Here is a 13,439-nt window from a genome sequence, read left to right as displayed (position 1 = left end):
CCCATCGTGAAGTCTTCCGGATCGGTGCGTACGACGCGCCGCAATGCTGCCCTGCCCTCCTCCGACGCCCAGACGGGCACCGTCGCCGCTGCCGCGAACGGCCGTGCGAAAACGGCAACCAAACCGAAAGACCCGATACGTCCGACAAAACGCACGATCAAGACTACCGGCCCGGCCGCCCGCACGGCCGGCGCGACGAAGGCCGGCGCCCGCACGCGCGAAGACAAGGACGGCCCGCTGTTCGAGGACATCCGCTTTCTCGGCCGGCTGCTCGGCGACGTGGTGCGCGAGCAGGAAGGCGACACGGTGTTCGAGGTCGTCGAGACCATTCGCCAGACGGCCGTGAAGTTTCGCCGCGAGGACGACAGCGAGGCCGCGCAGACGCTCGATAAGAAGCTCCGCAAGCTGACGCCGGAGCAGACGGTGAGCGTCGTGCGCGCGTTCAGCTATTTCTCGCACCTCGCGAACATCGCGGAAGACCGCCATCACAACCGCCGCCGCCGCATCCACGCGCTGGCCGGCTCCGCGCCGCAGCCCGGCACCGTCGCGTACGCGCTCGACCAGCTGAAGACCACCGGCAACGCGTCGAAGCGCCTGCTGCAGCGCTTCTTCGACGATGCGCTGATCGTCCCGGTGCTGACCGCGCACCCGACGGAAGTGCAGCGCAAGAGCATCCTCGACGCGCAGCACGACATCGCGCGCCTGCTCGCCGAGCGCGACCAGGAACTGACCGCGCGCGAGCGCCAGTACAACGAAGCGATGCTGCGCGCGCGCGTGACCGCGCTGTGGCAGACCCGCATGCTGCGCGATGCGCGCCTGACGGTCGGCGACGAGATCGAGAACGCACTGTCGTACTACCGCGCGACGTTCCTCGACGAACTGCCGGCGCTGTACGGCGACATCGAGGCCGCGCTCGCCGAGCACGGCCTGCAGGCGCGCGTGCCCGCGTTCTTCCAGATGGGCAGCTGGATCGGCGGCGACCGCGACGGCAACCCGAACGTGACGGCCGCGACGCTCGACGAAGCGATCACCCGCCAGGCCGCGGTGATCCTCGAACACTATCTGGAACAGGTGCACAAGCTCGGCGCCGAGCTGTCGGTGTCGAACCTGCTGGTCGGCGCGAACGACGCGGTGAAGGCGCTCGCGGCCGCATCGCCCGACCAGTCGCCGCATCGCGTCGACGAACCGTATCGCCGCGCGCTGATCGGCATCTACACGCGACTCGCCGCGAGCGCGCGCGTGCGCCTCGGCGAAGGCACGGTGCCGGTGCGCAGCGCGGGCCGCGGCGCGCCGCCGGTGCGCGCCGTGCCGTACGCGGATTCCGAAGCATTCGTCGCCGACCTGAAGGTGCTGACCGCATCGCTGGAGGAGCATCACGGCGCGTCGCTCGCCGCACCGCGCCTCGCGCCGCTGATGCGCGCGGCCGAGGTGTTCGGCTTCCACCTCGCGAGCATCGATCTGCGCCAGAGCTCCGACGTCCACGAAGCCGTGGTCGCCGAGCTGTTTGCGCGTGCGGGCGTCGAAGCCGACTACGCGGCGCTCGCCGAGGAAGACAAGCTGCGCGTGCTGCTCGCCGCGCTCGCCGATCCGCGTCCGCTGCGCTCGCCGTACCTCGAATACTCGCCGCTCGCGCAGAGCGAGCTCGGCGTGTTCGAGAAGGCCCGCGACGTGCGCGCGAAGTTCGGCGCGCGCGCGGTGCGCAACTACATCATTTCGCATACGGAAACCGTCAGCGACCTCGTCGAGGTACTGCTGCTGCAGAAGGAGACGGGCCTGCTCGACGGCACGCTCGGCCGCAATGCAAAGAGCGGCCTGATGGTGATCCCGCTGTTCGAGACGATCCCCGATCTGCGCGACGCCGCGCGCATCATGCGCGAGTACTTCGCACTGCCGGGCGTCGACGCGCTGATCGCGCACCAGGGCGCCGAACAGGAAGTGATGCTCGGCTACTCGGACTCCAACAAGGACGGCGGCTTCCTCACGTCGAACTGGGAGCTGTATCGCGCGGAACTCGCGCTCGTCGACCTGTTCCGCGAACGCAAGATCACGCTGCGCCTGTTCCACGGTCGCGGCGGCACGGTCGGCCGCGGGGGCGGCCCGACCTACCAGGCGATCCTGTCGCAGCCGCCGGGCACCGTGAACGGCCAGATCCGCCTGACCGAACAGGGCGAGGTGATCGCGAGCAAGTTCGCGAACCCCGAGATCGGCCGGCGCAACCTCGAAACGGTCGTGGCCGCCACGCTGGAGGCGTCGCTGCTGCCGCAGTCGAACGCGCCCACGCAACTGCCCGCGTTCGAAGCCGCGATGCAGACGCTGTCCGATGCCGCGATGGCGTCGTATCGCGCGCTCGTCTATGAAACGCCGGGCTTCACCGACTACTTCTTCTCGTCGACGCCGATCACCGAGATCGCCGAGCTGAACATCGGCAGCCGTCCGGCTTCGCGCAAGCTGCAGGATCCGAAGAACCGCAAGATCGAGGATCTACGCGCGATTCCGTGGGGCTTCTCGTGGGGTCAGTGCCGGCTGCTGCTGACGGGCTGGTACGGCTTCGGCAGCGCGGTGAGCGCGTATCTCGACGGTGCGCCGGACGCGGCCGAACGCACGAAGCGCGTCACGCTGCTCAAGAAGATGAACAAGACCTGGCCGTTCTTCGCGAACCTGCTGTCGAACATGGACATGGTGCTCGCGAAGACCGATCTCGCGGTCGCGTCGCGCTACGCGCAGCTCGTTGCCGATCGCAAGCTGCGCAAGCACGTGTTCGAGCGGATCGTCGCGGAATGGGAGCGCACGTCGCAGGCACTCGCGGAAATCACCGGGCACGAAGGCCGCCTCGCGACCAACCCGCTGCTCGCGCGTTCGATCACGAACCGCTTCCCGTATCTCGATCCGCTGAACCACCTGCAGGTCGAGCTGATCAAGCGTCACCGCGCGGGCGACACGAACGCGCGGCTGCGTCGCGGGATTCACCTGACCATCAACGGGATCGCGGCCGGCCTGCGCAATACCGGCTGATCCCGATCCGCGCGCGGCGCGGGTTCGCCCCGCGCCGGCCGGCGCCACGAAACGAAAGCCTCGATACGCGGCCCGCGCGTATCGAGGCTTTTTTCATCGGGAAGCGCGACGGTGCGAGCCGCCGGGCCGCGCACTCATTGCGCGTCGATCAGCAATGCGTCGTGCTCGAACGATCCGTCCGCCTGCACCGCGTAGTAGCCGCGCACCTCGTCGGGCGCGTGCGCCCACAGCGCGCGGATGCCCGCGACGCTGTCGGCCGGCGTGCGAATGCGCTCGACCCACGTATCGAAATCGATCGGCAGGCGCCAGCGGCTGTGCACGTGCGCGTCGAACCCGGCGTCGCCGAACATCGCGAGCCATTCGTCGGCACGGTAATCGCGCACATGCGACGCGTCGCGCAACACTTCCGCGGCCTGCAGATACGTGTCGAGCAGCGGATGGTCGTTACCCGCGATGTCGATCATCAGCACGCGGCCGCCCGGCTTCAGCACGCGCCGCACCTCGGCGAGCGCCGCGCGCACGTCGTGCCAGTGATGCGCGCTCATCCGGCTCACCACCCAGTCGAAGGTCCCCCCGTCGAACGGCAGCCGCTCGGCCGGGCCCTGCTGCGTGCGGACGTTCGCGAGCCCGCGCTCGCGCGCGGCGCCCTCGACGGTCGCGAGCATCGGCGCGGCGAGATCGTAAGCGACCACGTCGCGCACGTGCGGCGCGACCGCGAAGCTCGCGTGACCCGCGCCGCAACCCAGATCGAGCACCGCGGCATCGGGCGTCGCGCGCACCGCGTCGGCCAGCGCCTGCAGATCGGCGCCCGTCGCGTGGACCGTGCTCGTCAGATAGGCGGCGGCCGTCGTGCCGAATGCGTCGGCGACCTGGTCGTGGTGTTTCATCGTTCGCTCCTTCTCGTGGTGGGGCGCTCGCTGCCTGCCAGCGCGCGAATCGCTACAATAGGGCCGCGCCTGTACCAGTACAAGTTAAGCAGTTATTCTGGTATTCGTTGCACCTGCCTGATGTTTGCCGGGTTTGCCGGGTTTGCCGCGCCCAGCGCTTTTTTCCTTTTCGCCGTTTCAGCCATTTCAGCCGTTTTCGCATGAACTCGCCGTCTTCCGCCCCTACCCCGCCACTCGATGCGACACCCGCCCGCGCACTCGGCGAATTCATCCGCGCGCACCGCGAACGGCTGTCGCCGCAGGCCGTCGGCCTGCCGCCCGGCCCGCGCCGCCGCACGCCGGGCCTGCGGCGCGAGGAAGTCGCGCAGCTCTGCGGCGTCAGCCCGACCTGGTACACGTGGATCGAGCAGGGCCGCCCGGTGTCGGCATCGGCCGACGCACTCGCGCGGATCGCCGTCGCGCTGCAGCTGTCGAAGGCCGAGCGCGCATACCTGTTCGAGCTGGCCGCGCAGCGCGACCCGGCCGAGCCCGACGTGGCGGCCGGCGACCTGCCGCCGACGCTCGCGGCGACCGTCGCCGCGATCGCCACGCCCGCCTACGTGCTCGACCGCCAATGGAACGCGCTCGCGTGGAATGCGCCGGCCGCCGCGCTGTTTGCGGGCTGGCTCGACGGCGAGCACGACCGCAACCTGCTGCGCTTCACGTTCATGTCGCCGGCCGCGCGCACGCTGATCGTCGACTGGGAAACCCGTGCGCGGCGCCTCGCGGCGGAATTCCGCGCCGACTCGATCCGCCATCTGGCCGATGCGCCGACCCGCGCGCTGATCGACGCGCTGATGGCCGGCAGCGACGCGTTCGCGCAGTACTGGGCGTCGCAGGACGTGTTCGAGCGCGAAGGCGGCCTGCGCGAGTTCGACCACCCGGCCGACGGCCGCCTCGTGTACCAGCAGATCACGCTGAAGCCCGCGCACCGGGAAGACCTGAAGCTCGTGGTGCTCGTGCGCGACTGAGCGATCGGCCCGCGCCGGCAAAGGCCGGCGGGCCGCCCCGCGAATGTTAGAATCGCGGGATTCCCTCGGCGGCGCACGCCGCCCAACTCCCCTTCGAAGAATCGCCATGACGTCCCAACTGCACAAAAAGGGCGAGGCCTGGTCGGCCCGCTTCTCGGAACCGATGTCGGAGCTGGTCAAGCGCTACACGTCGTCGGTGTTTTTCGACAAGCGCCTCGCGCTCGTCGACATCGCCGGCTCGCTCGCGCATGCGAGCATGCTCGCGGCGCAGAAGATCATCAGCGCCGACGACCTCGCCGCGATCGAACGCGGGATGGCGCAGATCAAGGGCGAGATCGAGCGCGGCGAATTCGAATGGCAGCTCGACCTGGAAGACGTCCACCTGAACATCGAAGCGCGCCTGACCGCGCTGATCGGCGACGCCGGCAAGCGCCTGCATACGGGCCGCTCGCGCAACGACCAGGTGGCGACCGACATCCGTCTGTGGCTGCGCGGCGAGATCGACCGCATCGGCGGCCTGCTGACCGACCTGCGCGGCGCACTGATCGACCTCGCGGAGAAGAACGCCGACACGATCATGCCGGGCTTCACGCACCTGCAGGTCGCGCAGCCCGTCACGTTCGGTCATCACCTGCTTGCGTACGTGGAAATGTTCACGCGCGACGCGGAACGCATGCGCGACTGCCGCACCCGCGTGAACCGCCTGCCGCTCGGCGCGGCCGCGCTCGCGGGCACCAGCTACCCGATCGACCGTCACGCGGTCGCGAAGACGCTCGGCTTCGACGGCATCTGCGCGAACTCGCTCGACGCGGTGTCGGATCGCGACTTCGCGATCGAGTTCACGGCCGCGTCCGCGCTGGTGATGACGCACGTGTCACGCTTCTCGGAGGAACTCGTGCTGTGGATGAGCCCGCGCGTCGGCTTCATCGACATCGCCGACCGCTTCTGCACCGGCAGCTCGATCATGCCGCAGAAGAAGAACCCGGACGTGCCCGAACTCGCGCGCGGCAAGACCGGCCGCGTGAACGGCCATCTGATGGCGCTCCTCACGCTGATGAAGGGCCAGCCGCTCGCGTACAACAAGGACAACCAGGAAGACAAGGAACCGCTGTTCGACACGGTCGACACCGTCGCCGACACGCTGCGGATCTTCGCGGAAATGGTCGCTGGGATTACCGTGAAGCCGGACGCGATGCGCGCGGCCGCGCTGCAGGGCTTCTCGACCGCGACCGACCTCGCCGACTACCTGGTCAAGCGCGGCCTGCCGTTCCGCGATGCGCACGAAGCCGTCGCGCACGCGGTGAAGATCTGCGACGACCGCGGGATCGATCTCGCCGACCTGACGCTCGACGAGATGAAGCAGGAACTGCCGAACGTCGCGCACCTGATCGGCGACGACGTGTTCGGCTACCTGACGCTCGAAGGGTCGGTCGCGAGCCGCAATCACCCGGGCGGCACCGCGCCCGATCAGGTGCGTGCAGCGGCCAAGGCCGCCCGCGCCGCGCTCGGCAAGTAAGTCTGTTGTCACGAACGGACGCCTGCGGCGTCCGTTTTTATTCGGGCGGCCGTCGCGCCGCCCGTCGCCTTCCCCGCTTCCCGGATACCGCCGATGATTTTCTCCGCCGCGCTCTTCGACATGGACGGCCTGCTCGTCGATTCCGAGCGGACCATCATGAACACGTGGATCGACGTGTCGAACGCCCACGGCGTCGTGCTGACCGAGATCGACTACCTGCAGATCGTCGGCCGCTCGTTCGCCGAAGGCCAGGTGATCCTTGCGCGGCTGATCGGCCACGCCGACACGTTCGAAGCCGTGCGCATCCGCGTGCGCGAACAGCTCGCCGCACCCGAACCCCATCCGAAGTTTCCGCTGAAGTCCGGCGCGCTCGCGCTGCTCGAGGCGCTCGCACAGGCCGGCATTCCGTGCGCGGTCGCGTCGTCGTCCGCACGCGACGTGATCCGCGCGCGGCTCGATGCGGTCGGCGTGCTGCCGTTCTTCCGCGCGATCGCGGGCGGCGACGAAGTCTCGCGCGGCAAGCCGGACCCGGCCGTCTACCGGCTCGCGGCCGAACGCCTCGGCGTGCCGGCGCAGGCCTGCGTCGCATTCGAGGACAGCGATTTCGGCGCGCTGTCGGCGGCCGGCGCCGGCGCATCGGTCATCACCGTGCCGGACCTGAAGGCGCCCACGCCGGAGATCGTCGCGCTGAGCCTGCACGTGCTCGCATCGCTCGACGACGCGGTTGCGCTCGTGCCGTCGTGGTTCGGCAAGCGCAGCACACTGCTGAATTGAACCGGCTCGTAAGCCGCCGCTCCCGCTGAGCGATAGTCATCCAGTTTCACGTCGACGAGGGTGCCGACGCTCGGTATTCAACGTAGAACACCGAACCGTTGCTGGTGCATCAAGGACTTGCTACGCGTGCGACTGTTGCTGCAAACCAGCGTGGCCGTTGTGCAAAATCCCGGGCTATTCGTGCCCGAATTTCTGTCGCGCTCGATGCAAAATCAGGGTACCCCGTGACATGCGAGTTCACGGCGCGGTTCTCGATTCATGGTCCATGTCGGCCGGCCACTCGACCTTGGGAGCCAAGCGTAACGCCAAGTTGTACGGGGCGACGTCGTTAGGATCACGCGACTCTGCATGATCAGGATCGAGACCTACGATGCCGTTTTGCATGTACGAACACACATAGGCCCAAAGGTTCGTGGTGTTTGCAGCGGTGGTACTGAAATCGAAGCGCATAATGACTTCGTTGGTACCGCGCTTCACAACGGCAATGGAAACACCCTCTTTGATGATGGGTGCACCGCCGGCGGTTGCTCCGCGCACCTTCCACTTCTCGGCGCGCAGATCGTCCCAGTCATAACTCGCCGTAGTGACGTACCAGCGCGTGAACGGATTCCACCAGACGGAGTGAAAGCCGTACACGTACACTTTGCGACGTAAGCGATTGAAACGCAGCGGCAAATCGCGGGGCGGAGATGCGTCCATGCGATACAGAACGTAGGTTAGCCAGGCCGAAAAAGAAATTAACACTACAAATAATAGAAAATAACAGACATCATCAGCCAATGAACCAGCGTGCGAAAACTGCGGGGTGGTGAAAAACCACACTTCAAACATAGCAAGACTGACCGTCACAAGCGCCATTGCACCGGCAAAACACAGAACCAATCCCCGTAGCGCGGTTGTATTCCGAGCAAGTTCCAGATAAGTCGCATCGAGGTGTGTCGGAGTCAACCACATCAAAGAGGGATTTTCATCGATAGGTTCATTGGGCCCCGGTAGATCACGTTTCCAACCAGTACAAGGAGGGTTTAGCGCGGGTGTCTCCATCAGGGTTCCTCCGTGATTTCGATGGTTGCGAATCCAGAGCTATCGCTCTTATCAGACATGGGCATTCACGGTGCCGTCCGCGACTCGCGGTCCATGTCAGCAGGCCACTCCACCTTGGGGGCCAAGCGCAGCGCCAAGTTGTACGGTGCGACGTCGTTGGAATCGCGCGGCTCGGCATGGTCTGGATCAAGACGCTCGGTACCGTGTTGCATGTACGAGCACACGTAGGCCCAAAGGTTGGTCGTGTTGGTGGCAGTGGTACTGAAATCGAAGCGCGTGATGACCTCGTTGGTACCAGGTTTGACCACGGCAATAGAGACACCCTCTTTGATAATGGGCACACCGCCCGCAGTCGCACCTCGCACCTTCCACTTCTCGGCGCGCAGATCGTCCCAGTCGTAGCTTGCAGTGGTGACGTACCCGCGCGTGAACGGATTCCACCAGACCAAGTGAAAGCCGTACACATACACTTTCCGGCGCACGCGATTGAAGCGTAGAGGCAGATCACGCGGTGGAGATACGTCCGCGCGATACATCACATACGTAGCCCACCCTAGCAACAAGCAAATACCGAGGCCCATGATGGCAAAACCGGCAATCTCGAGAATGGTGCTTGTTGCAACTAGGTCAGTCGTTACAAAAAACCAAACATCAAAGATTGCATAGAAGATGGTTGTCAATGCCGTCACCAGCGAACACAACAACCCTAGGCCACGTACCGTTGAGGTATTGCGTTCAAGCTCCAAGTAGATCGTATCGAGGTGCGTAGGCGTCAGCCATAGCAACGACGGCGATTCCTCTATCGGCTCATTGGGCCCGGGCAAATCGCGCTGCCAACCCTTGCACGGAACATTGAGTTTGGGTTTTGCCATCAAGCTTCCTCGGTGATTTCCATGGCTGCGAAGCCAGAACTGTCGTTCTTATCAGACATAGGTATTCATGGTGCCGTGCGCGACTCATGATCCATATCAGCAGGCCACTCCACCTTCGGTGCCAAGCGCAACGCAACGTTATACGGGGCAACGTCATTGGGATCGCGCGGCTCGGCATGGTCTGGATCAAGACGCTCGGTGCCGTGTTGCATGTACGAGCACACATAGGCCCAAAGGTTCGTGGTGTTTGCAGCGGTGGTACTGAAATCGAAGCGCGTAATGACTTCGTTGGTACCAGGCTTCACGACGGCAATGGAGACACCTTCTTTGATGATGGGTGCACCACCGGCGGTTGCTCCGCGTACCTTCCATTTCTCGGCGCGCAAATCGTCCCAGTCATAACTCGCCGTAGTGACATGCCAGCGTGTGAACGGATTCCACCAGACCGAGTGAAAGCCGTACACGTATACTTTGCGGCGCATGCGATTGAAGCGTAGAGGCAGATCCCGCGGCGGAGAAACATCCATTCGATATAAAAGGCACGTGAGCCATACAAACAGAACTATGCAAGAAATAGCAACAAGTAGAAATCCTGCGTATTCGGCGATACTAATCTGGCCAGCAAACTGTGAATCGGTAAATAACGAAATCGAAAAAAAGAAGAAGTGAATGCTTACCGCAGCCATCAAGGCAGCTCCGCACAGTACCAGTCCTCGAACGGTGGAAGTGTTACGTGATAGCTCTAAAAATATCTGGTCAATGTATGTAGGTGCCAGCCATAGCAACGACGGGGATTCCTCTATCGGCTCATTAGGCTCGGGCAAATCGCGCTGCCAACCCTTGCATGGGACATTGAGTTTGGATTTTGCCATTAGGCTTCCTCGGTGATTTCGATGGCTGCGAAGCCAGAACTATCGTTCTTATCAGGCCAGAAGGTCACAATCAATGTTGCCGACTTGATCTTGTGAACTGGATCCAACCAATATCGGCCGCTCAACACTGGCCGCTTCGAAGTGGGCTTCGTCTCGATTTCGAGTGAGTAATCCAAGCGCTTCAGCACTGTGGCTGGCTTGAGCGTTGCGGTGTCGTTGAATTGCCCTGATGCCATGACATGGGAGGATAGAGCGGGCAGGCGCTTACCAGTGCTTGCTACGCCAAAGCGCTCGCTAGAAAGCGTAAAGCGATAGCGTGATCGTTGAGCATCGAATCCCGGTAAGACCGCACCGTAGGCCAACACCGTTCCTGCCTCCACGGCACCACCGTTTTTCAGTACCTCGACGTCTTCAGCCATAAGCTCATCGACGGATCTCGCGCGAGTTCCGCTCTCGAAACTGAGTGTCACATCCATACCGAGTACCGCGGCATTGAGTGCCGCGATAGCACGATCCATGTCTATCTCTGGATCCGCCCAATGCTGCTTGCCCTGTGCCTGGCCGAAGTAGCAACGCCGTGCCCATTGTTCCAAAGCATCAGATTCGAGACTCTTCGCGTACTGGACTGCGGCAAAGGCAAAAAGGCCGAGAGCAATTCCAAGCCCAAGAACGCCAAATAATGCTCCCGAGCCGAGAGTCCCAACTGCGCTCGCGATCGCGCCTCCAATCGACAATCCAGCAGCAACTGTATAAGTCAACTGTGCGGTCTTGTCCCCCGCCTTTGCCACTCGTACTGCTGCACGAAAATTCGCTGCTCCGTCCGCGATTCCTGCTAGCGACGCTATAGCCCCACCGACCTTCACTATTTGGCTACCCAACCCAACGACTCGACCAAGCACCGGCGTTTGCTCAACGCCCCAACGCCGCGCAAACTCCTTCATCGCCTCCGCCGGAATTTTGATCGCCAAACCAGCCGCTTCAACATGCGCCCCCATCAAACTAATCGACACACTGTAAAACGCAGCCACCGCTTCCGGATGGCGCGCACCGACCTTCGCATCCAGATCGGCCAGCGTGCTCTTCAAGCTGTCCTGCAGAAAGTACAGCCCGACGAACGACAAGCCCGCGTCCACGCTGCCGACAGACAAGCTCTTGAGGCCAGCGAAGCTGCTGCCAGCAAAACGATGCGCACCGGCGGCACCGATCTGCAAGCCGTTAAGCAGCTTGGCCGCGGCCGGCTCCAGATTCTTGAGGCCTGCCTTGATCTGGCGCAGTGCCGCCTTGGCCTCCCGGTTCACGTCCTGCCCCAACACACCGCCGGCCTGTTTGATATCGCGCGCCCGCTCCGTCGCATCCTGCCCAAACTGTACGAGCCGTTGCTTGACCTCTTCGGCCGAACCATGAACCCATAGCGTGACGTCGATCAATACGTTGCGAACGTTGGCGTTCGGGATAGTGATCAAGCTCCCCAACAGCATCGCGCGCGCCCCCTTGCCGACAGCCTTTTGCGCCGCATTGGCGTGGCCGCGTATCTCCTCCGACAACAGATCGAAGCACTCGCCTACCGTGAGCTGGATCGTGACCTGAGTGAGCTTGGTTTTTCCGTAGAGCCACGCCGCGCCCATATGGAGATTGTCCAGCGCCGCCTTGGCGCCGATGCTCAGGGTACTGTCCAGGCGATTGGCCGCGTCATGCATCGCGGCGAGCAACTGATCAGCCGCACCGACGATGACACTTCTGCGCCAATCATCACCGTCCTTACTGGTCGCGATGAGTTTGAGCACGTCATAGTATTTCTTGCCCGCATCGTTGGGCATGGCGCCGGCTGCGAACTGCGGCTCAAACGCTTTCTGCAGGTCGGTATGCTGCCCATTCAGCGCGATGTAGGCCGGGCTGTTGGGGTCTTTCAGTAACTGCTGCCATACCTTGCCACTCGGGCCGAGTACTTGGGGCTTGGGTGTTTCGCCCGCTTTGGCCGGCGACGATGGCGCATCGGTGATACCCCCGGCAAGACAGTCGGCGGCGGTAACGAGACGACATTGCCATGAACGAACATCCGCGTCGGCATAGTCGAGCGTCATGATACGGTTCCAGTCAGCACTGCCCACCTGCGTACCCCAGTCGGTCGCATAGGCATCGATCTGCTTCTGGAAATCGTCGACCGTTTTGTCGTAGGCGTCCTGGAAAGTTTTCCGTCCCTTCGGGCCGGTTTCCCAGTAACGCTCTTCGAGTCGCGCGATTCGACTCTTGACCTTGTGCTCGACCGTGGTAGCGCGCTCTTTCGCCGGATCTTGGAACACCGGCGGCACGCCAGCCTCGCTGGGCATCCAGAAATCATCGGCGGGAGGTGGCGTGTCGGCATCCACGAGCTGGGCGATGTAGGCTTTTATGCCCAGCAAGCATTGCGAAGTGAGGTAGGCATATCGCCGCGCCGGCTCCTCACGCCAGTGCTGGCGCAAAGTGCTGACGGAGAGCCGCAAGCTGTTGAGTTCCGCTGCCATGCCCACCGGATCGGGCAAGATGAGGCCCGCTACCCCTTTCTCGAGCCCATGCTGCTTCTCGAGTATGTGCAATTGCGCGCGCATCGCTTGCGCGCGTGCTTGGCGAGGATGCCACGCATGAACGCTACCGAAGTCGCGTGTGTTCGCGGCGTATTCGGCCACGTGCTCGTGGAGTGCATCGCCATGCTCCAGCGCAAGTGCCTGATTGTTCGCTTTTGGATCGGACTTCAGGATGGCGAGATTGATCAGCTTGAATCGCTGGCGATAGTCTGCCGGCAGCGGCTTGCCGTTAGCGTGCTTGCCCGTGCGATACGCATCGAGCGTGGCCTTCGGCCAGGGGTCCTGCGCGAACGCGATCCAGGCCTGCTTGTAGGTTGCCGTGTCGATGTTGATGAACGCAGCACGCAGATCATGCCCGGCATCCACGCACGCCTTCGAGAGCGGCTCGGGTTTCGCGCGCGGCATGGCAAAGGGATTGCATTGACGCAGGTAGCCTTCCGGAGTCACCTGATAGGCGTGCCAGATTTTTTCATCCAGCAGCACATAGACGTAGCCCTGTCGCAGTACACGCAACGCGGTCTGTACCGACGCGTGATGCAGCGCACCCTGCCGCTTGAGCCCCTGGGTAACCGGCATGACGGCGAGCCGCAACGGCAGGATCGGTACGCCCGTGCGCTGACACGCGTTGCAATCTCCGGTGGGATTGGGCGCTGCTTGGCGTGCGGCTCGGGTGAGAGTTTGGCTCGTGCTCATGAATAGCTCACTGCTGCGGGTAACGACGCGACGATGCGCATCCAGGCCGAATCGTCGTAGGTCTCAAAACGCGCCTGTAACGTGGATGTGCCGGCCAACGCGCGCGCAATGTCAGCCTGTACGTGAGGGTGCAGTGGCAAATCCGGATGAATGAACACGCGATGCATGCACAGATCGATGACGTCGGCGCTCAGGCGC

At 63.8% G+C, this 13,439-nt stretch carries 10 protein-coding genes; 4 read left to right on the top strand and 6 right to left on the bottom strand.

Translation table 11 applies throughout. The features are described from left to right. Positions 1-6: 6 nt before the first annotated feature. Positions 7-3,012: a phosphoenolpyruvate carboxylase gene (gene ppc / locus O1Q03_RS19130; RefSeq protein WP_269505406.1), complete on the top strand. Its 3,006-nt coding sequence runs from the start codon at positions 7-9 to the stop codon at positions 3,010-3,012. A 134-nt stretch (positions 3,013-3,146) separates the two neighbouring features. Here the strand turns inward: ppc and O1Q03_RS19125 are convergent, their stop codons facing one another. Next, positions 3,147-3,899 carry a class I SAM-dependent methyltransferase gene (locus O1Q03_RS19125; RefSeq protein ID WP_269505405.1) on the bottom strand — a complete coding sequence of 251 codons (753 nt, stop codon included), beginning with the start codon at positions 3,897-3,899 and terminating at the stop codon, positions 3,147-3,149. A 200-nt stretch (positions 3,900-4,099) separates the two neighbouring features. Between O1Q03_RS19125 and O1Q03_RS19120 the strand changes: the two genes are divergently transcribed. The 3 genes from O1Q03_RS19120 (at position 4,100) to O1Q03_RS19110 (ending at position 7,199) form a co-directional block, all read left to right on the top strand. After that, positions 4,100-4,909, top strand: a complete 810-nt coding sequence (locus O1Q03_RS19120) for a helix-turn-helix transcriptional regulator (protein WP_269505404.1) — start codon at positions 4,100-4,102, stop codon at positions 4,907-4,909. A 106-nt stretch (positions 4,910-5,015) separates the two neighbouring features. Continuing rightward, positions 5,016-6,425, top strand: a complete 1,410-nt coding sequence (gene argH / locus O1Q03_RS19115) for an argininosuccinate lyase (protein WP_269505402.1) — start codon at positions 5,016-5,018, stop codon at positions 6,423-6,425. 93 nt (positions 6,426-6,518) lie between these two features. Next, positions 6,519-7,199 carry an HAD family hydrolase gene (locus O1Q03_RS19110; RefSeq protein ID WP_269505400.1) on the top strand — a complete coding sequence of 227 codons (681 nt, stop codon included), beginning with the start codon at positions 6,519-6,521 and terminating at the stop codon, positions 7,197-7,199. A gap of 237 nt (positions 7,200-7,436) precedes the next feature. On the opposite strand, the gene O1Q03_RS19105 is transcribed toward O1Q03_RS19110, so the two are convergent. From O1Q03_RS19105 to O1Q03_RS19085, 5 genes are all read right to left on the bottom strand, one after another. Beyond that, positions 7,437-8,243: a DUF6708 domain-containing protein gene (locus O1Q03_RS19105; RefSeq protein ID WP_269505399.1), complete on the bottom strand. Its 807-nt coding sequence runs from the start codon at positions 8,241-8,243 to the stop codon at positions 7,437-7,439. A 65-nt stretch (positions 8,244-8,308) separates the two neighbouring features. After that, entirely contained in the window at positions 8,309-9,115 is an 807-nt protein-coding gene (locus O1Q03_RS19100) for a DUF6708 domain-containing protein (protein ID WP_269505398.1), read from the bottom strand. A gap of 65 nt (positions 9,116-9,180) precedes the next feature. Continuing rightward, on the bottom strand, positions 9,181-9,987 hold the full coding sequence (locus tag O1Q03_RS19095; RefSeq protein WP_269505397.1) for a DUF6708 domain-containing protein: 807 nt from the start codon (positions 9,985-9,987) through the stop codon (positions 9,181-9,183). Beyond that, on the bottom strand, positions 9,987-13,241 hold the full coding sequence (locus tag O1Q03_RS19090) for a T6SS effector BTH_I2691 family protein (protein WP_269505396.1): 3,255 nt from the start codon (positions 13,239-13,241) through the stop codon (positions 9,987-9,989). The genes O1Q03_RS19095 and O1Q03_RS19090 overlap by 1 nt, the downstream gene beginning before the upstream one ends. After that, on the bottom strand, positions 13,238-13,439 hold a 202-nt coding region (locus O1Q03_RS19085), incomplete at its 5' end, for a hypothetical protein (RefSeq protein ID WP_269505395.1). The genes O1Q03_RS19090 and O1Q03_RS19085, both read right to left, overlap by 4 nt.

The sequence above is a fragment of the Burkholderia sp. IMCC1007 genome, assembly GCF_027257875.1.
Lineage (GTDB): Bacteria > Pseudomonadota > Gammaproteobacteria > Burkholderiales > Burkholderiaceae > Burkholderia.
This window is presented reverse-complemented; position numbering and strand designations above follow the sequence as displayed.

Coding starts and splice junctions, on each gene's coding strand:
- O1Q03_RS19125 (WP_269505405.1), bottom strand. CDS start 3,899: ATGAAACACCACGACCAGGTCGCCGACGCATTCGGCACGACGGCCGCC.
- O1Q03_RS19120 (WP_269505404.1), top strand. CDS start 4,100: ATGAACTCGCCGTCTTCCGCCCCTACCCCGCCACTCGATGCGACACCC.
- argH (WP_269505402.1), top strand. CDS start 5,016: ATGACGTCCCAACTGCACAAAAAGGGCGAGGCCTGGTCGGCCCGCTTC.
- O1Q03_RS19110 (WP_269505400.1), top strand. CDS start 6,519: ATGATTTTCTCCGCCGCGCTCTTCGACATGGACGGCCTGCTCGTCGAT.
- O1Q03_RS19105 (WP_269505399.1), bottom strand. CDS start 8,243: ATGGAGACACCCGCGCTAAACCCTCCTTGTACTGGTTGGAAACGTGAT.
- O1Q03_RS19100 (WP_269505398.1), bottom strand. CDS start 9,115: ATGGCAAAACCCAAACTCAATGTTCCGTGCAAGGGTTGGCAGCGCGAT.
- O1Q03_RS19095 (WP_269505397.1), bottom strand. CDS start 9,987: ATGGCAAAATCCAAACTCAATGTCCCATGCAAGGGTTGGCAGCGCGAT.
- O1Q03_RS19090 (WP_269505396.1), bottom strand. CDS start 13,241: ATGAGCACGAGCCAAACTCTCACCCGAGCCGCACGCCAAGCAGCGCCC.